This window comes from Streptomyces uncialis, from assembly GCF_036250755.1.
Classification (GTDB): domain Bacteria; phylum Actinomycetota; class Actinomycetes; order Streptomycetales; family Streptomycetaceae; genus Streptomyces; species Streptomyces uncialis.
This window is the reverse complement of sequence record NZ_CP109583.1, coordinates 1,398,617-1,416,681: the sequence shown is the minus strand read 5'-3', so window position 1 is coordinate 1,416,681 and position 18,065 is coordinate 1,398,617. Positions and strand designations below refer to the sequence as shown.

General features: G+C 73.2%; 14 protein-coding genes. 11 read left to right on the top strand and 3 right to left on the bottom strand.

Going from position 1 to position 18,065, the window contains the following annotated elements:
• Positions 1-283: 283 nt before the first annotated feature.
• The 10 genes from OG711_RS05525 to OG711_RS05480 all read left to right on the top strand — a co-directional run bounded on the left by OG711_RS05525 (position 284) and on the right by OG711_RS05480 (position 14,085).
• Positions 284-568, top strand: coding sequence for a DUF6400 family protein (locus OG711_RS05525; RefSeq protein WP_329558585.1), 285 nt, complete (start codon positions 284-286; stop codon positions 566-568).
• On the top strand, positions 552-797 hold the full coding sequence (locus tag OG711_RS05520; RefSeq protein ID WP_073786970.1) for a hypothetical protein: 246 nt from the start codon (positions 552-554) through the stop codon (positions 795-797). Before OG711_RS05525 ends, OG711_RS05520 begins: the two co-directional genes overlap by 17 nt.
• A gap of 991 nt (positions 798-1,788) precedes the next feature.
• The gene (locus tag OG711_RS05515; protein ID WP_329558584.1) at positions 1,789-3,036 is read left to right on the top strand and encodes a type III PLP-dependent enzyme domain-containing protein; all 1,248 of its coding nucleotides are present in this window, start codon (positions 1,789-1,791) and stop codon (positions 3,034-3,036) included.
• A gap of 117 nt (positions 3,037-3,153) precedes the next feature.
• Positions 3,154-4,536 (top strand): diaminobutyrate--2-oxoglutarate transaminase, encoded by a 1,383-nt coding sequence (locus tag OG711_RS05510; protein WP_073786968.1) that lies wholly within the window; start codon positions 3,154-3,156, stop codon positions 4,534-4,536.
• Positions 4,533-6,188 (top strand): pyridoxal phosphate-dependent decarboxylase family protein, encoded by a 1,656-nt coding sequence (locus OG711_RS05505; protein ID WP_329558583.1) that lies wholly within the window; start codon positions 4,533-4,535, stop codon positions 6,186-6,188. The genes OG711_RS05510 and OG711_RS05505 overlap by 4 nt, the downstream gene beginning before the upstream one ends.
• On the top strand, positions 6,185-8,065 hold the full coding sequence (locus tag OG711_RS05500; protein WP_329558582.1) for an IucA/IucC family protein: 1,881 nt from the start codon (positions 6,185-6,187) through the stop codon (positions 8,063-8,065). The genes OG711_RS05505 and OG711_RS05500 overlap by 4 nt, the downstream gene beginning before the upstream one ends.
• A complete protein-coding gene (locus tag OG711_RS05495; RefSeq protein ID WP_073786953.1) occupies positions 8,062-9,495 on the top strand; it encodes a lysine N(6)-hydroxylase/L-ornithine N(5)-oxygenase family protein in 1,434 nt (477 codons plus the stop codon). The genes OG711_RS05500 and OG711_RS05495 overlap by 4 nt, the downstream gene beginning before the upstream one ends.
• The gene (locus OG711_RS05490) at positions 9,492-10,898 is read left to right on the top strand and encodes an MFS transporter (RefSeq protein WP_329558581.1); all 1,407 of its coding nucleotides are present in this window, start codon (positions 9,492-9,494) and stop codon (positions 10,896-10,898) included. The genes OG711_RS05495 and OG711_RS05490 overlap by 4 nt, the downstream gene beginning before the upstream one ends.
• Positions 10,895-12,730 (top strand): IucA/IucC family protein, encoded by a 1,836-nt coding sequence (locus OG711_RS05485; protein WP_329558580.1) that lies wholly within the window; start codon positions 10,895-10,897, stop codon positions 12,728-12,730. The genes OG711_RS05490 and OG711_RS05485 overlap by 4 nt, the downstream gene beginning before the upstream one ends.
• Entirely contained in the window at positions 12,727-14,085 is a 1,359-nt protein-coding gene (locus OG711_RS05480) for a glutamine synthetase family protein (RefSeq protein WP_329558579.1), read from the top strand. The genes OG711_RS05485 and OG711_RS05480 overlap by 4 nt, the downstream gene beginning before the upstream one ends.
• A gap of 83 nt (positions 14,086-14,168) precedes the next feature.
• Here OG711_RS05480 and OG711_RS05475 read toward each other — a convergent pair whose 3' ends face one another.
• Together OG711_RS05475 and OG711_RS05470 are read right to left on the bottom strand one after the other, a co-directional pair.
• Complete coding sequence (locus OG711_RS05475; protein ID WP_329558578.1) at positions 14,169-15,122, bottom strand: ABC transporter substrate-binding protein; 954 nt, start codon at positions 15,120-15,122, stop codon at positions 14,169-14,171.
• 296 nt (positions 15,123-15,418) lie between these two features.
• The gene (locus OG711_RS05470; protein ID WP_329558577.1) at positions 15,419-16,246 is read right to left on the bottom strand and encodes a LysR substrate-binding domain-containing protein; all 828 of its coding nucleotides are present in this window, start codon (positions 16,244-16,246) and stop codon (positions 15,419-15,421) included.
• Between the two features lie 58 nt (positions 16,247-16,304).
• Here OG711_RS05470 and OG711_RS05465 point away from each other — a divergent pair, with 58 nt between their 5' ends.
• A complete protein-coding gene (locus tag OG711_RS05465) occupies positions 16,305-16,712 on the top strand; it encodes a DUF5997 family protein (RefSeq protein WP_073786941.1) in 408 nt (135 codons plus the stop codon).
• 156 nt (positions 16,713-16,868) lie between these two features.
• On the opposite strand, the gene OG711_RS05460 is transcribed toward OG711_RS05465, so the two are convergent.
• Positions 16,869-18,044 (bottom strand): epoxide hydrolase family protein, encoded by a 1,176-nt coding sequence (locus OG711_RS05460; protein WP_329558576.1) that lies wholly within the window; start codon positions 18,042-18,044, stop codon positions 16,869-16,871.
• Between the last annotated feature and the right edge of the window lie 21 nt (positions 18,045-18,065).

Genomic DNA, 18,065 nt, shown 5'->3' with positions numbered 1-18,065 from the left:
GGGCGGCGGTCGGCCGACGGCGCTCCCGGACGGCCGTCGCCCCGGAGGACCGCACCGCGGCGATGAAGTACGTCACAGCGGGCCGGTCCGGGTCGGCTCCGGGCGCTGCCGCCGGACCCGGGCAACCGGCCGTCGGCGGCGGCGCGTTTCGCCGTACGGTCCGGTGCTCCGCACCCCGGGGGTGACGTACGCGCCATATACGGCGACTTAGGTGACCCTTCCCTCCGGCGGAGGCGCTCTGGTACAGGTGGACGGGTCCCGTCAGTACTCCGGAAGTCTCGCCATGGATCAGGAAAGGGCCACCGGCCCCACCCCCTTCACCACCGGCCTCACCCCCTTCACCGTCGACCTCACCTTCGACCTCACCTTCGAGGAGGCCCGGCGCCGGGCCTCGGTCGTGGCCGCCCTCGGGCCGGAATGGGACCCGGTCGCCGTCCTCCGGGGCGAGGACGAGGCGTACGCGCTGCTGTACTCGGGGCTGGACCCCGAGCAGCGCCGTACCCACGACATGCTCGTCGCGGCGGGTGTGCTGCCGGGGGAGGGGCCGGGCCGTGCGGCTTCCCCTTGACCCCCAGGCGGACGACGCCCGCCGGGCCTGGGTGGCGTGTCCCGTCTGCGACGACGCCAGTACCTGCGCGACCTGCGCCGACCGGCGCAACTGCCGTGAGCACTGGCGCTACCTGATCTCCAACGACGGGCCCGTCGTCCATCTCCAGTGCCCCCGCTGCGCGCACGCCTGGTCGCTCGACACCCGGCCCGGGGTGACCCGGCGCGACGACAGCGCCCCCTGCCCCTGACCGCGCCCCGCCCGGCGTCCTGACGACGGCCCGACCGGCCCGGTGACGCGGGCGGTCCCGCGCTCACGCGGCTGCTGCGGACCTTCGGCTGTCCCGGTCGGCGCACGCCCGGTCCGGCCGACTCCTGGGCCGCCCGGCGTGTGCCCCCGCCCGCGGGCCTCGTCCCGTGCCGCCCACGCGCGTCCCCGCGCCCCGGCCCTCCCGCGCGCCCCACCGAGTCCTGCCGCGCCCTCGCCCTCACCCGCGCGCCGCACCACCGCGCCCGCCTCCGCACCGCAGGACCCACCGCCGCCCGCCTCGCATGAGCGCCGCACCCGCACCACAGGGCATCGCACCCGCACGTCACCGCACGTCACCGCACCGCAAGGCGTGGCGCACCCGCACCGCACCGCCGCCGCTGCGACCTTCCTCACATCACGCACCGCCCATATGGGGTGGATGTTCCGGGCGATTCGGGTCAACCGGTGCGGTTCCCCGGGCGTATTCGCCGCCTCCGGCGCCTCGCGCCCCGTCCGGTGGTGGGTTGACTTGGCGTCGCACCCCTGCACCCACGGCGTCATTTCGTAGGCAAAGCGCCATGATTGGGATGTTGCGGCCACCCGAGGGTGTGTGGTCACATTCGGTTCGCGGGTGCTGACGCGTCTTCAAAACGGTTCGCGACCAGGGAGGTTGACCGGCCATGCACGGCCCGCCGTCCCGCCGGACGGCCCGTGAGAGACAAACTGCGTACCGTTAGGTTAGGCTACCCTAAGTTCAGAACCGAGGCCGGGGATTCCCCGTGCCCCTTCGTAGGAGAGACGTGTCTCAACCGGGCTACACCGATACGAGGTCAGTGCGTACAGCCATCGAGCTGACGCGGCGCCCGGGCGTCTGTCCCGTACACACTTCCCCCTGACGGTGACGCCGAACCACCTTCGGCGCTGAACAGTTCACGGCGTCCCCCCACCCCGGACGTCAGCTCCCCGCTGCGCCCGCTCCGACCCAAGGCAGAATGTTGTCCATTCAGTTGCCGCCGTCCTCCGCCCCGCGCTCCGTCTACCCGGTGGACGTGCTCCCCGGGGAAGTCCGCGCCCGTCTGCTGGAAATGACGCGTGACGAATCCCCCGTATCGACCTATGTGTACGACGCCTCGGTGGCGATCGGCCGCGCCCGCCAGCTGCGCGAGGCGCTGCCCGACTGGGCCGCCGTCTACTACGCGGTGAAGGCCAACTCGTTCCCGGCGCTGCTCGGGGCCCTGGCCCCGCACATCGACGGGTTCGAGGTCGCGTCCCGCGCCGAGGTCGAACTGGCGCTGGAGGCGCTGCCGGTGACGGACGGGGCCCCCGCCCCGCTGGTCGCCGCGGGCCCCGCGAAATCGGTACCGGTCCTCACCTCGCTCATCAGGGCGGGCGTCGAGGCCATCAACGCCGAGAGCCTGCTCGAACTGCACCGGATCAGCCGGATCGCACAGCGCGAAGGTGTGCGCGCCCGGGTCGCGCTGCGGGTGAACCCCGCGGAGATCCCCGTCTCCGGCTCGCTGCACATGGGCGGCGAGCCCTCCCAGTTCGGCGTGGCGGAACCCGATGTGCCGGCCGTGCTGCGGGAGGCCCTGGGCCTGCCCGCCGTCGAGCTGATCGGCTTCCATATCCACGCCGCGTCCAACAACCTCGACGCCGAGGCCCACGCCGCCTATCTGCGCTGGTGCGTGGAGTGGAGCGTACGGGCGGCCCAGGAGGCCGGATTCACCCTGCGGCACGTCGACATCGGCGGCGGGATAGGCGTCGCCTTCGAGGGCGAGAAGGAATTCGACGTCGCCCGTTTCGGTGAACTGGCCGCGGCCGTCGAGGTCCCGCCCGGGGTGAAGGTCGTCCTGGAGCCGGGCCGGTACCTGGTCGCCGACTGCGGCTGGTACGCGGCGGAGGTGACGGACGTGAAGACCTCGTACGGTGAGACGTTCGTCGTGCTGCGCGGCGGGATCAACCACTTCCAGCTCCCCACGTCCTGGGACATCGTGCACAACATCGCCGTGCTCCCCGTCCCCGGCTGGCCCGAGTCCTGCCCCCGGCCCACCGCCGAGGACACCCGGGTCACCGTCGTCGGTGAACTCTGCACACCGGAGGACACCCTGCTGCGTGATGTCCGGGTGGACCGGGTACGCGCCGGAGACCTCGTCGTCTTCCCCTACGCGGGCTCCTACGGCTGGGAGTTCGCCATGCACAGGTTCCTTGGGCACCCGGTGGCCGAACGCCATCTGATCTGAGGCACCACCCGCACCACCCGCCACGAAGCGAGGCAGACAGGCCGGCCCGACCAGGGGCCCGGTCGTACTCCACGCTGTCCGCTCCCTCTCACAACCCCCATCAGGAGCAGATTCCCCATGACCGTGCACCCCGCCGAGCGCACCGGCACCGGCCACTCCGCGATCCTGGAGCGCCAGCGTTCCCGTGAGTCCTCGGCCCGTACCTACGCACGCTCGTTCCCGATCGTCCCCGCCCGTGCCGAAGGCATGTGGGTCGAGGGCGTGGACGGCCGCCGCTACCTCGACTGCCTGTCGGGTGCCGGCACCCTGGCCCTCGGCCACAACCACCCGGTCGTGCTGGAGGCCGTGCGGCGCACCCTGGACAGCGGGGCCCCGCTGCATGTCCTGGACCTGGCGACCCCCGAGAAGGATCGATTCACCGACGCCCTGTTCGCGACCCTGCCCAGCGGTTTCGCCGACAAGGCCCGTGTCCACTTCTGCGGTCCCACCGGGACGGACGGCGTCGAGGCGGCGTTCAAACTGATGCAGACCGCGACCGGCCGCCGCGGAATCCTCTCCTTCGGCGGCGGCTACCACGGGATGACCGCGGGCGCGCTGGCCGCCTCCGGCGGCGTGACCACCCGGACGCCGGTGCCCGGCATCGCCGCCGATGTGACCCGGCTCCCCTACCCGTACCCCTACCGCTGCCCGTTCGGCGTCGGCGGTGACCAGGGCGCGCGGCTGTCCGCCACCTACACCGAGCGGCTGCTCGACGACCCCAACGGCGGCGTCGTACCGCCCGCGGCGATGATCGTCGAAGCGGTGCAGGGCGAGGGCGGCGCCGTACCCGCGCCCGACGACTGGATGCGCGAGATGCGCCGGATCACCGCGGAGCGCGACATCCCCCTCATCATCGACGAGGTGCAGACCGGGGTCGGGCGCACCGGCGCCTTCTGGGCCGTCGAGCACAGCGGGATCGTCCCCGACGCGATGGTCATGTCGAAGGCGATCGGCGGCAGCCTCCCGCTCGCGGTGCTCGTCTACCACGAGGACTACGACGGCTGGCTGCCCGGCGCCCACACCGGCACCTTCCGGGGCAACACCCTCGCCATGGCGGCCGGTACGGCGACCCTGGAGTACGTGACGGAGCAGGGCCTCGCCGAGCGTGCCGCCGTCGTCGGCGCGCGGATGACGGAGCGGCTGAACGCCCTGCGCTCCTCGCTGCCCGCGATCGGTGACGTGCGGGGCCGCGGGCTGATGATCGGTGTCGAACTGGTCGACCCGGACGCCGAGCCCGACGCCTGCGGCGCGCGTCCCGTCGACCCGCGGACGGCGGTCCAGGTGCGCACCGCGTGCCTGGAGCGCGGGCTCATCGTGGAGCTGGGGGGCCGGTTCGACTCGACGGTCCGGCTGCTGCCGCCGCTGATCATCTCCGACGAGCAGGTCGAGGCCGTCCTGGACCGGCTGACCGACGCCATCGCCACGGTGACCGCGCTGCGCACCTCCGGAGCCTCCTCATGACCCATGACCTCGGCCTCGCGACCGCGCCGGGCGGCGGTCTCACCACAGCCCTGCCGGACCCGCCCACCGCCTCGCACCAGGACGGCGGCCCCGACCCGGTCCCCGTGACCCCCCTGCGTCCCCTCGCCCCGCCGCCCGGGCGGACCAGCGCCACCGGCCCGGCCGCACCGGCCGCCGCGCCGCCGCCCGCGCTGTCCGGTGGGGCGGACGGCCCCGACGCCCTCGACCCGCTGATCCGTACCGTGCTCGACGCCCTCGCCCGGGGGGCCGCCCGCCGCGGCGGACCGCTGCCCGAGGGCACCCCGCGCGAGCTGGCGGCGGAGGTCGTACGGGCCTTCACCGCGGCCGACGGCGACGAGGCGCTGGGCCTGCTCACCGAGGTACTGGCGCACGGCAGCGCCGACCCGGCCGACCCGCTGTGCGCCGCGCATCTGCACTGCCCGCCGCTGGCCGTCGCGGTGGCCGCCGATCTCGCGGTGTCCGCGCTGAACCCCTCCCAGGACTCCTGGGACCAGGCGCCCGCGGCGACGACCCTGGAGACGCTGCTCCTCCAGGAGCTGGCCGCGCTCGTCGGCTACGATCCGGTCGCCGCGGCCGGGGTGCTCACCTCGGGGGGCACCGAGTCCAATCTGATGGGCCTGATGCTCGCCCGTGACCGGGTCCTCGGCCGCGCCGCCGGACGCCAGGTCGAGCTGGCCGGGGTGCCCGCCACCGGGGCCCGGCCCCGGATCTTCGCCTCCGCCGCCGCTCACTTCTCGGTGGCGCGTTCGGCGGCGCTGCTGGGCCTCGGCGAGGACGCGGTCGTGTCCGTCCCGGTCGACCATGAACTGCGCATGCTGCCCGACTCCCTCGCGGCGGCCTTGCGCGAGAGCGTCGACCGGGGGGAACTGCCCCTCGCCGTCGTCGCCACCGCCGGGACCACCGACACCGGAGCCGTCGACCCGCTGGGCCGCTGCGCGGAACTGGCCGCGGAGTACGGCGCCTGGCTGCACGTGGACGCCGCCTACGGGGGCGGCGCCCTGCTGTCCGACCGGCTCGCCCCGCTGCTCGACGGCATCGAACGGGCCGACTCCGTCTCCCTCGACTGGCACAAACTGGGCTGGCAGCCCGTCGCCGCGGGTGTCTTCCTCGCCCGCCGCGCCGAGACCTACGCCTCCCTCGCCCGGCGCGCGGTCTACCTCAACCCCCAGGACGACGAGGAGGCCGGGTACCCCAGTCTGCTCGGGCTGTCCCTGCGCACCACCCGCCGCGCGGACGCCTTCAAGATCGCCGTCACCCTGCGCACCCTGGGCCGCGCCGGTCTGGGCGCCCTGGTCGACACCTGCCACGAACTGGCCCGCCAGGGCGCGCTGACCGTCCGCGCGGAACCCCGGCTCGAACTGCACGCCGAACCCGTGCTCACCGCCTTCCTGTTCCGCTACGTACCCGAGGGCGCCGACCCCGCGTACACCGACGAGGTCAACGCGGCGCTGCGGCGCAGGCTGCTGTGCGAGGGCCGGGCGGTCGTCGGCCGGACCGAACTGCCGGGCGAGGGCCCGGGACGCGTCCGGCTCAAGCTGACACTCCTCAACCCCCGTACCTCCGCGCAGGACGTCGCACGGCTGGTGCGGACCGTCGTGGCGGCCGGCCTCGCCGAGGAGGAAGGCCGGTGACCCCCCACGACGCCCCCGCATCCGTCCCCACACCCACGGACACGGGCCCGCCGACGCAGGACCCCGCGCCGGGCACCGCGTCCACGCAGGACCCCGCGCACGACCGGACGGCGGCCGACCCCCGTACCCGTCCCGACCCGCTCGACGACCCCGACCCGCTGCGGGCGGGCGACGCGGCGGCCACGGAGACCCTGCTGCGCGCGTATGTACGGGAGACCGGCACCCCGGTGCCCGAGGCCGGGCAGGTACTGGTGCTGGATCTGCCCGCCAGCGGGATCACCCTGTCCGTGCCGGTACGCCACCGCTCGGCCACCGGCTGGCACCGCTTCGACGTGCCCCGGGTGTCCGCCGACGGCGGGCCTGACGCCGACGCCTCACTGGTCGCGGCGGCCCTGATCCGCGAGACGACACTGGGCCGCGGCGTGGGCCCCCATCTCGGGGGCGACGCCGCCGCCCGCGTCCTGAACTCCGCGCGGCGCACGGCCGCCCATCTCGCCCGCCGCCGGACGGAGGGCGACGGCGGACGGGGACCGACCCCGTTCCTCGACGCCGAACAGGCACTGCTCCTGGGGCATCCGTTCCATCCGGCGCCCAAGAGCCGTGAGGAGGCGTCCGACGCGGAACTGGAGTCCTACTCACCCGAGTTGCGCGGCTCCTTCCCGCTGCACTGGTTCGCCGCGCACCCGGACGTCGTCGTCGGTGACAGCGCGGACCCCCGCTCACCCCGGGACCTGCTGGCCCCGCTCGCCGCCGGACTCGACGTGCCCGACGGGTGGGCCGCCGTGCCCGCCCACCCCTGGCAGGCCCGGGACGTGCTCGCCCGCCCGGAGGTCGCCGCGCTCGTGGACGCCGGACTCCTGCGCCCGCTCGGCGCGGGCGGACCCGCCTGGTACCCCACGTCCTCCGTACGGACCGTCCACCGGCCCGACGCCGAGGTGATGCTGAAACTGTCCCTCGGTATGCGGATCACCAACTCCCGCCGCAACAACCTGCGTTCCGAGATGCGTCTCGGTGTGCGGGCCACCCAGCTGCTGGCCGCCGGGCCGGGGGACTGGCTGCGCGCCGAGCACCCCGAGTTCGGCATCCTGCGGGAGTTCGCCTGGATCTCGGTCGGCGCGGAAGGACCGGAGACAGGACTGGAGACCGCGTTCCGCGACAACCCCTTCCGGGGCACGGGCGAGCCCGAGGGCCTGTGCGTGGCCGGTCTGCTCGCCGAGCGCACCGGCCCCGGCGACGGCCGCCCGCCCCGGTACCGCGCCCAGCTCTGCCAGGCGGTCGAACACGCCGCCCGGACCGGCGGGACCACCGTCGCCGAGGCGTCGGAGCGCTGGGTCGAACGGTATCTGCGCGTGCTCGCCGTCCCCCTGATCCGGCTGCACGCCCGGTACGGCATCGCCCTGGAGCCCCACCACCAGAACGTCCTCGTGACGCTCGACGACCAGGGACTGCCGTCCGCGGGCTGGTACCGCGACAGCCAGGGCTACTATCTGGCCGCCTCCCGGGCCGACGACGTCGAACGGCTGCTGCCCGGCGCGAGTGACGGCGTGGAACTCGTCTTCGACGACGCCTTCGTCGACGAACGCGTCGCCTACTACCTCGGCGTCAACAACCTCCTCGGCCTCGTCGGCGCCTTCGGCGCGCTGGGGCTCGCCGACGAGGAACGCCTGCTGGGCGTCGTACGCGCCGTGCTGGAGCGGCTGCGCGCGGCCGAACCCGCCGCCAAGGGCCTGCTCGGACTGCTGCTCGACGCCCCCGTACTGCGCTGCAAGGGCAACTACCTGACCTGCGTGGACGGGCTGGACGAACTCGTCGGCGACGTCCACACCCAGTCCGTCTACATCGATCTCGCCAATCCCCTCACGGAGGCCCAGCGGTGACCGCCCCCACGCCCGCCGACCACGATTCCCCCTACGACCTCGTCGGGATCGGCATCGGCCCGTTCAATCTGTCGCTGGCGGCGCTGGCCGATCCGGTACCCGGCTTCCGGTCCCTGTTCCTCGACTCCCGGCCCGGGTTCTCCTGGCACCCCGGGATGCTGATGGAGGGCACCACCCTCCAGGTGCCGTTCCTCGCGGACCTCGTCACCATGGCCGACCCGACCAGCCGGTGGTCGTACCTCAACTATCTGCGCCACCACGACCGGATGTTCCGGTTCTTCTTCTCGGAGCGGTTCCACATACCGCGCCGCGAGTACGACGACTACTGCCGCTGGGTCGCCGAGGGCCTCGACTCCTGCCGCTTCGGCGCGGAGGTCGTCGCGCTGGAATGGGACGAACGGGCGGACGCCTTCGCGGTCGTCCACCGCTCCGAGGGCACCGAGACCCGGGTACTGGCCCGCCAGGTCGTCCTCGGGGTCGGCACCGACCCGGTGGTCCCCGCCGCGCTGCGCGGACTGATGACCGGGGCGCACGCCGACCGGGTCATGCACAGCGCCGACTACCGCACCCACCGCGCCCGGCTGGCCGCCGCCGACGACGTGACCGTGATCGGCTCCGGCCAGTCCGGTGCCGAGGTCGCCCTCGACCTGCTGCGCCACCAGGACGGCGAGGGACAGGGCGGCCCGTTCGTACGCTGGCTGGCCCGCACCACCGCGTTCGCGCCCATGGAGTACTCCAAGATCGGCCTCGAACACTTCACCCCGGACTACATCCACTACTTCCGCGGACTGCCGGAGGCCACCCGCGAGCGGCTCGTCCGCGAGCAGTGGCAGCTCTACAAGGGCGTCAGCGGCGACACCCTGGGCGAGATCTACGACGAGCTGTACGAGCGCACCATCGGCGGCGGCGACCCCCGGGCGGCCCTGCACCCCGGTGTGGAGCTCATCGGCGCCGTCGCGGACGGCGACGGCTATGTGCTCACCTGCCGTTCCCAGCAGCAGGACGAGCCGTTCGAGGTGCGCACCTCCGCCGTGGTCTCCGCGACCGGCTACTGCGCCTCCCGGCCCGCGTTCCTGAAGCCGCTGACCGACCTCGTCGACTGGGACGACAAGGGCCGCTACCAGGTGGACGGCGACTACCGCGTCGCCCTCGACCCGCGCGTCACCGGCACCCTCTACGTACAGAACGCCGAGATGCACACCCATGGTGTCGGCGCCCCCGACCTCACCCTCGGCGCCTGGCGCTCCGCGACGATCCTGAACGCCGCCACCGGCCGCGACGTGCTGCCCATGGCCGCCCGGCAGGCGTTCACGACCTTCGGCACCCCGCCCGACGCCGCCCGGCCCGACGCCTCCGGGGCCGCCGGTCCCGGGGCGGGCGCGCAGCTGCCCGCGGACCCGGCGGCGACATCCTCCGGCGGGCCGCGGTGACGGTCAAGGACCGCGCCGCCGGAACGGGACGGCAGGCCAGGTCGGTCCTCCTGTCCGTCATCGGGCTGCACCTCGTCGCCGAGACCGCGCTGACCCCCTTCCTGCCGCAGCTCTTCGACCGGCTGTACGACATCGAGGACCCGCAGGCCACGGGTGTCTACATCTGGATCTGCCGCATCGTCGGACTGGCCGCCCTGCCGCTCTGGGGTCTGGCGGCCCGCCGGTGGACCCTGCACCGGCTGGTGCTGGCCGGACTGTGCGGCTCCGCCGTGTTCGACCTGCTGCTCGGCATGGCACCCAGCTACGCCGCGTACACCGTGCTGTCGACGCTCGTCGTGGCGACCAACAGCGCCCTGCTGCTGGCGTACCCGGCGTTCATCGCCGAGCACGGCGACGAGTCCGAGGACGGGGAGGGCGGGCGGCTGGCCGGGGTGTGCACCCTGGTCGTCGTCTTCCATCTGTCCGTGGTGGTGTCCACCCTGGTCGGCGCCGGGGTGCTGGCGCTGCCCAACCCCAGGATCGGCATCTCCGCGTTCGCCGTCCTCGACATCCTGCTGGCCGTCCTCACCTACCGCATCCTCGGCAGGCGTTCCGGCGCCCGAGCGGCGGCACCCGCTCCCGTCCCGCTGGACGCGGAGGCGACAGCCACCGACACCGCCGCCACCGGTACCGCGCCCCGCACCGCCGCGGTGCCGGGCGTGGCCATGGACCGGCGGGCGTGGTTCACCGTGCTCGCCTTCGTCGCGATGATCGGGGTCGCGTTCGACTTCTCCGTGAACGTGGCACGGCCCTTCTTCACCGAGTTCTCCGAAGGACTCGGCAGCGGCTCCGTGGGCTCCGCGGTGCTGTTCTTCCTGCCGAGCCTCTCCGCCCTCGCGGTGCTCCCGCTGGTACGCCGCTGCCACGCCCGGCTCGGTGACCGGCTGCTGCCCGCCGCCCTCGCGGTGGGCACCGTCGGGCTCGCCTGGTCATGGCTCGCCGACTCCCTGCCCGCCCTCGTCGGCGGACGTCTGCTGTACGGGGTCGGCCTCGGCCTCGGCCAGGTCGCCGTCGAACTGTGGGTGTTCCGCGCGACCGGCACCGCCGGACCCGCGTACACGGCCGTGGAGACCGTCCGCAACGCCGGACTGCTCGCCGCCCCGCTCGCCGCCGCCGCGGCCGTCTCCCACGATCTGGCACTGCCCCTCGCGGTCGCCGCCGCAGTACAGTTCGGCGCCGTCCTGCTGGCCCTGCGGCGCTCACGCGCCACCGTCGCCGGGACGCCCCCGCCCCCGCACGACCCGCCTGCGAACGACCCGCCGACCGGGTCCGGCCGCACCACGATCGCGGGCCCCGTGCCCGCCCGCCGTGCCCCCGACCCCGCCCTCACGGCCCCCGCACGATCCAAGGAGAACACCGTATGAACAGCGCAGTCCGCGACGCCTGGGACGAGGCGGGCCGACGCTTGCTCACCAAGGCCGTGGAGGAACTCGCCTACGAGGAACTGCTCGTGCCCGTCCCGGACCCCTCCGCGGACACCCCCGACGCGTACCGGCTGGACCTCACCGAAGGCGTCCACTGGACCTTCCGCGCCACCCGCGGCACCTTCGCCACCTGGCGGCTGGTGCCCGGCACCCTCGCCCGCCACCCCGAACCCGCCGACGGCGGCGCGCCCGGACCCGAACACCTCCTGCTCGACGCCCGCCCCGGGCTCGGCTGGGACGGCCCCACCACCGCCGAGGTACTGCGCGAACTCACCGCCACCCGCCGCGCCGAGGCCCAGCTGATCTCCCGCGCCCTGCCCGCCGCGGCCCTCGCCGACCTCGACCAGCTGGACCTGGAGGCGCACCAGGACGGCCACCCCTGCATGCTCCTCAACAAGGGACGCCTCGGCTTCTCCGCGTCCGACGCCGCCGCCTACGCCCCCGAGTCCGCGGGCTCCGTCCAACTGCTGTGGGCGGCCGTCCACCACAGCATCGCCGCGTACGCCGGGGTGCCCGGCCTCGACGCGGACACCCTCCTCACGGAGGAACTGGCCGAGGCCACCCGGGAGACGTTCGCGGGCACCCTGCGCACCGCGTGCGGGTCGGGCGGGCTCGACCCGGCCGACTTCCACTGGCTGCCCGTGCACCCCTTCCACTGGGACGAGGCGGTCGCGACCCTGTTCGCCCCGTACCTCGCGGACGGCCGGATCGTCCTCCTCGGCGAAGGCCCCGACCGCTACCGGCCCCTCCAGTCCATCCGCACCCTGGCCAACCTCGACCATCCGCACCGCCGCAATGTGAAGGTGCCGCTGCTGATCCGCAACACCCTCGTCTGGCGCGGACTCTCGCCCCGGCCCACCGAGGCGGCCCCCGACGTCAGCGCCTGGCTGCACACCGTGCGCGACGCCGACCCGTACCTCCGCGACGAACTGCGCTTCCACCCGCTGGGCGAGGTCGCGGGCGTCGCCGTGGGCCACCCGCTGTACGACTCCGTCGAGGACGCCCCGTACCGCTACCACGAACTGCTGGGCGCCGTATGGCGGGAGCCCGTCACCGGGGTGCTGCGCGACGGTGAGCGGGCCCGCACCATGGCCGCCCTGCTCAAGGTCGGCTCCGACGGCCGCGCCCTGGTGGCCGAACTGGTGGACCGCTCCGGACTGCCGCCCCGCGCCTGGCTCGAACGGTTCTTCGCGGCCCTCCTCCCCGGGCTGCTCCACTACCTGTACCGCTACGGGGTGGCCTACTGCCCGCACGGCGAGAACACCGTGGTCCTCTACGACTCCACCGACCGGCCGATCGGCATCGCGGTCAAGGACTTCGCCGAGGACGTCAATCTGCTGCCCGGCAGCCACCCCGAGTACGAGGCCCTCTCCGCACGCGCGGACGCCCTGCTGCTGCGCTGGCCGCCCGGCGAGCTGGCGCACTCCCTGCTCAGCGCGGTGTTCGCCGGTCACTTCCGGTTCTTCGCCCCGCTGGCCGCCGACCAGCTCGGCGTACCCGAGGACGAGTTCTGGGCCCTGGTACGCGCCGAGATCGAGCGCTACCACGCCCGGTTCCCCGAACTGGCCGACCGCTTCGCGGACTTCGGACTGCTCGCCCCCGAGTTCGACCGGGTCGCGCTCAACCGCGAACAGCTGCTCGGCGGCGGCTTCCACGACCGCTCCGAGAAGGACGAGGGCTTCGACGTCGTCCACGGCACCCTCCACAACCCTCTCTTCCGACCGGCCGCCGCCCCCGGGCACACGGCCGCAGCGCCCCAGGAGCGGATATGACCGACTCACCGTACGAGCGGCTGCGGGCCGAGGCCGAAGCGGGACGCGCCCTGGAGGTCATCGTCGGTGTCCCCGACCTCCAGGGCCGCATCCAGGGCAGCCGGCTGTCCGTCCCCTACTTCCTCGACGAGGCGGCCCGTGACGGTGTCGGCGCCTGTGTCTACCTCCTGGCCTCCGACGTCGACATGGACACCGGCCCGGGATACGCCATCGACGCCTGGCGCAGCGGCTTCGGCGACTTCGTGCTGCGCCCCGACCCCGGGACCCTGCGCACCCTGCCCTGGGACGAGGGCACCGCGCTCGTCCTCGCGGACGCCGTGTGGCCGGACGGCGAACCGGTCGACGTCGCACCCCGGCACGTCCTGCGCACCCAGCTCGACCGGCTCGCCTCCCGCGGGCTGACCGCCTTCGCGGGCACCGAGCTGGAGTTCCTGGTCTTCGACGAGACGTACCGCCAGTCCTGGGACCGGAGTTACGCGGGACTGCGGCCCGCCACCGACTACAACGTCGACTACTCCCTCCAGGGGCTCGGCGCCCTCGAACCGGTGGTGCGCCGCATCCGCCGCGAGATGGTCCGCGCCGGGCTCACCATGGAGAGCGCCCGGGCCGAGTGCCACGCCGGACAGTACGAGATCGTCTTCCGCTACGACGAGGCGATGACCACCTGCGACAACCACGTCTTCTTCAAGTACGGCGCGAAGCAGATCGCGGAGCAGGAAGGCGTCGCCCTCACCTTCATGCCCAAGTACGACGCGGGCGAGGGCAACTCCTGCCACATCCATCTGTCGCTGCGCGGCACGGACGGCTCGGCGGTGCTGGCCGACCCGTCCGACCAGGACGGCATGTCGGACCTGATGCGGCACTTCGTCGCGGGACAGCTCGCCTGTCTGCCGGACTTCGCGCTGCTGATGGCACCGAACATCAACTCGTACAAGCGCCTTCAGCCCGGGGCCTTCGCGCCCACCGGGATCGCCTGGGGCCGGGACAACCGCACCTGCCCGATCCGGGTGGTCGGCTCCGGCCACTCGCTGCGTATCGAGCACCGGGTGCCCGGCGGCGACGCCAACCCGTACCTCGCGACGGCCGCGGCGGTCGCGGCAGGTCTGTACGGCATCGAGAACGAACTGACGCCCCCCGCACCGCACTCGGCCAACGCGCTCGGGGACGCGTCGGTGCCCCGGCTGCCGGCCACCCTCGGTGAGGCGGTCCACCGCTGGGAGAACAGCGAGATCGTCGCCAAGGTCTTCGGCGCGTCCGTCGTCCAGCACTACGCGCAGGCCGCGCGCACCGAACTGGCCGCGTTCGAGACGGCGGTCACCGACTGGGAGCGGGTCCGCGGCTTCGAACGCATGTGACCTGACAGCGGCAAAAGAGGTGGGCCCCGGTCACGGAACGTTCCGTGACCGGGGCCCACCGCCTTCTCGAGCCGCGTGCGGTACTACGAGAGCTGCTCACGCATCTGGTCGAGGATCTGACCGGCGCCGGTGTAGCCGATGCCCAGCATCCACAGGCTGTCGTCCACCTTGTACGTCTTGCCGCTCTTCACCGCGCCGAGCCGCTTCCACAGGGCGCCCCCGGTGATGGAGGTCTCCTTGGCCTTGGCGGGGTCGCCGTAGGTGGAGTAGAAGATGACGTCCGAGTCGGCCTCGTTGATCCGCTCGGGGCTGACGTCGAGGGAGAAGCCCGTCTTGTCGACGTTGGCGGGACGGCCGACCTTCAGATCCTTCAGGATGCTGCCGACGAACGTGTCGTTCATGTACAGCCGGGTGTCCGCGCCTTCCAGGAAGCGCACGAACCCGACCTTCGTCTTCGCGGCCTTGCCCGCGCCGCCGAGCGCGGTGGTGACCTCGCCGATCGCCTTCTCGTAGCCGGCGACGGCCTTGGCGGCCTCGTCCTTCTTTCCGAGCACATCGGCGTGCAGGGTGAAGTTCTTGCGCCAGTCGGGCCCGGTGGTCTCCGTGAAGACGGTCGGCGCGATCTTGGTCAGCTCGTCGTAGTTCTTCTCGTCACGGGCCTTGCTGCTGATGATCAGGTCCGGGTCGAGCCCGTGGATCGCCTCAAGGTTGGGCTCCGCGATGAGACCGACCTTCTTGACGCCCTTCAGCTTGTCCTCGGGGAGGTACGTGGACAGCGGCGCGCCTCCCTCGGAGGTGACCGCGCCGACCGGGGTGACCCCGAGGGTGACGGCCGAGTCGAGGGCGTCGGTGTCCAGGACCACGACCCGCTTGGGCTCGTTCGGCACCTTCACCTTGCCCATGACGGTCGTCACGGTACGCGTGTCGCCTCCGCCGTCCGACTTCTTGGCGTCATCCCCGTCGGAGCCGCAGGCGGACAGGGTGAGCGCGGCCACGGCGGCGACTGCTGCGGTGCGACGGGTACGAGTGGTCGACATGGGTGGAAATGCCTTTCCTGACAGGGCCCTTGACCCAACAAGACGTTAGTTAGGTAAACCTCACCTTAATACGACCGGTGGGGTGGTGAAGGCCGTTGTCCCGGTTCGTTACCTGACGGACCGACCGCCGCCGTGCCGGAGCGGCTGCCCGCCCCGGACGGCGCGAAACCACGGCCGCGCGGGCGCGCGCGCCCGTCGGGGTGCGAGGGGTTCAGGCCGTCCCGGGTCCGCGTGCGCGGCGGGCGAAGTGGGTTCGGGTGTGCGGCGCGGCGGGATACGGGCGTACGGCGAGCGGGTTACGGGCGGCGGCGCGGTTTGCCTTGCTTGGCCCCGGCCTTGCCGCCGCTCTTGCCTCCGGCCTTACCACCGGACTTACCGCCCTGCTGCGTCCGGCCCGCGGCACCGCCCCGGCGGCCACCGCCGCCCGCCGCGCCCCCGGCGGACCCCCGCCCGGCACCCGCACCGGGACGGCCGCGCTGCTTCTTGCCGGCCGGTGCCGCAGCCTGCGCCGCCGTACGGCCCCGTGTGCTGTTGACCGTCCGCCCGCGCACGATCCCGATGAACTCCTCCACCAGGTCCGTCGTCCGCTCCTCCGGCCACGACAGGGCGACCCGGGACTCCGGCGCGTCCACCACCGGACGGTAGGTGAGGTCCTTGCGGTGGTGCAGCCGGGCGATCGACTGGGGGACGACCAGTACGCCCACCCCCGCCGCCACCAGATCGACGGCGTCCGCCGTGGTGGCGGGCCGCTCGTTCGCGGCCACCCCCGGCGGACGCTCCCAGTCGAGCGTGTCGTCGAGGGGGCTCAGCACGATCTCGTCGGCGAGATCGGCGACGGACACCTCCTCCACCGCCGTCACCACATGGTCCTTCGGGACCAGGACCACCGTCGTCTCGGTGTACAGGGGGATCGCGCTCAGCTCCGCGCGGTCGACCGGGAGCCGGACGAGCCCCGCGTCGGCCTCCCCGCGGCGCAGCACCCCCTCCGCCTCGGCGGCGGACACCGGGAGCAGGGCCAGCGGTACCTGGGGAAGCCGCTCGTTCCAGACGCGCACCCATTTGGCGGGCGTCGCTCCCGGGACATAGGCGAGCCGGAACGAGGAGGGGGCTTCCGAGACTGTCACCTGGCCAGGTTACCGGCCGTGGTCGAAGACACCGCACCCGCTCGTTACCCTTGACACCATGACGTCGCACCAGACCGCCCAGACCATGAAGCCCGCGACCGCGGCGAAGAAGCTGGGTGTGTACCTAGAGGCCACCCCCGCAGAGTTCCAGGAGGGTGCCGTCTCGCGCGGTGAGCTGAACGCCCTCCAGACCGATCCGCCGGAGTGGCTGCGCAAGCTGCGCGCCGACGGCCCGCACCCGCGCCCCGTGGTCGCGGCGAAGCTGGGTGTCTCCATCGCCGGTCTCGCGCGCGGCGGGGTCACCGAGCCCCTCACCACCGAGCAGATCGACGCCCTGAAGCAGGAGCTCCCCGGATGGCTCCGCAAGGAGCGCGAGACCCAGGCCGGGGTCCGCAAGGAGACCGTCCGGATCAAGGAGATGCAGGCGGAGAAGGCGGAGAAGGACGCGGCGCGGGACGAGCGCTAGAGCCGTAAGGGCTGCTCCCCGCCCTCCGCCGCGGCCCCGCCCCCGGGGCCGCGTACCCGCCTCGTGACCGGGCCGCAGTCCGCCCGGGGCCCCCGAGCCTGCCGCGCCCCGGTCCCGTCCCGATCCCAGGGCCGCGCCCGCCGCGCCCCGTCCCGGTCACGCCCCGTAGTCGGCGAAGAACTCCCGGATGTCCTGGAGCAGCAGGTCCGGGGCCTCCATCGCCGCGAAGTGACCGCCGCGGTCGTGGTCGGTCCATCGGACCAGATTGTTCAGCTTCTCCTCGTCCCGGCGCAGCGCGATGTCCTGCACGGTGAACTGCGCGACGGCCAGCGGCACCTCCGAGCGCCGCTGCTCGCCCCAGCTCCGCGCGTCCTCGTAGTACAGCGCCGCCGACGACCCGGCGGTCGCGGTCAGCCAGTACAGGGTGGCGTGGGTCAGGAGCACATCGCGGTCGATCGCCTCGTGCGGCAGCTCCTTGGCCAGGTCGGTCATGTCCCGGAACTTGTCGATGATCCAGCCGAGCTGTCCGACGGGCGAGTCGGTGAGTCCGTAGGCGAGGGTCTGCGGACGGGTCGACTGGATGGCGAGGTATCCGCCCGCCTCACCCATGAACTCGTTCATCCGCCGGACCCGGGCCCGCTCACGTTCGGTGAGGGTCGGGTCGTCCTCGGTCGCGCTGGGATACGTGGTGCCGCCGTTGACGTGCAGGGCCACCACCTCGTCCGGCGCGATCAGCGCCAGCGCCCGCGAGATCCCGCTGCCGAAGTCGCCGCCCTGCGCCCCGTACCTCCGGTATCCGAGCCGTCGCATCAGCCGGGCCCACGCCCCGGCGACGCGTTCGGTGCCCCAGCCCGCCTCGTCCACCGGACCGGAGAAGCCGAAGCCGGGGATCGACGGAACGACCAGATGGAAGTCCCGCGACAGCGGCTCCACGAGGTCGAGGAACTCCACGACCGAGCCCGGCCAGCCATGGGTGAGGATCAGCGGCAGCGCGTCGGGCCTGGCCGACCGGATGTGCAGGAAATGGATGTTCTGCCCGTCGATGGTGGTCGTGAACTGCGGATACGCGTTCAGCCGCGCCTCCCACGCCCGCCAGTCGTAGGTGTTGGCCCAGTGGGCGGCCAGTTCCCGCAGATAGCCGACCGGCACCCCCCGGCTCCAGCCCTGGCCGGGGACCTCCCGGGGCCAGCGGGCCCGGTGGAGCCGCTCGCGCAGATCGTCCAGCTCGCCCTGCGGGACCGCGATCCGGAAGGGGGTGATCGCCTCGTCCGCCCGCGCCGTGGTGGTGGTGTCCGTCTGCTGCTCGCCCTGCGTGGCGTTGTCGCTGTTCATGAGGACCACGTTAGGCAGGGG

Bases quoted from the DNA above. Each gene is read 5' to 3' on its own strand.
- OG711_RS05525 (WP_329558585.1), top strand. From the start codon at position 284: ATGGATCAGGAAAGGGCCACCGGCCCCACCCCCTTCACCACCGGCCTC.
- OG711_RS05515 (WP_329558584.1), top strand. From the start codon at position 1,789: ATGTTGTCCATTCAGTTGCCGCCGTCCTCCGCCCCGCGCTCCGTCTAC.
- OG711_RS05510 (WP_073786968.1), top strand. From the start codon at position 3,154: ATGACCGTGCACCCCGCCGAGCGCACCGGCACCGGCCACTCCGCGATC.
- OG711_RS05505 (WP_329558583.1), top strand. From the start codon at position 4,533: ATGACCCATGACCTCGGCCTCGCGACCGCGCCGGGCGGCGGTCTCACC.
- OG711_RS05485 (WP_329558580.1), top strand. From the start codon at position 10,895: ATGAACAGCGCAGTCCGCGACGCCTGGGACGAGGCGGGCCGACGCTTG.
- OG711_RS05480 (WP_329558579.1), top strand. From the start codon at position 12,727: ATGACCGACTCACCGTACGAGCGGCTGCGGGCCGAGGCCGAAGCGGGA.
- OG711_RS05475 (WP_329558578.1), bottom strand. From the start codon at position 15,122: ATGTCGACCACTCGTACCCGTCGCACCGCAGCAGTCGCCGCCGTGGCC.
- OG711_RS05465 (WP_073786941.1), top strand. From the start codon at position 16,305: ATGACGTCGCACCAGACCGCCCAGACCATGAAGCCCGCGACCGCGGCG.
- OG711_RS05460 (WP_329558576.1), bottom strand. From the start codon at position 18,044: ATGAACAGCGACAACGCCACGCAGGGCGAGCAGCAGACGGACACCACC.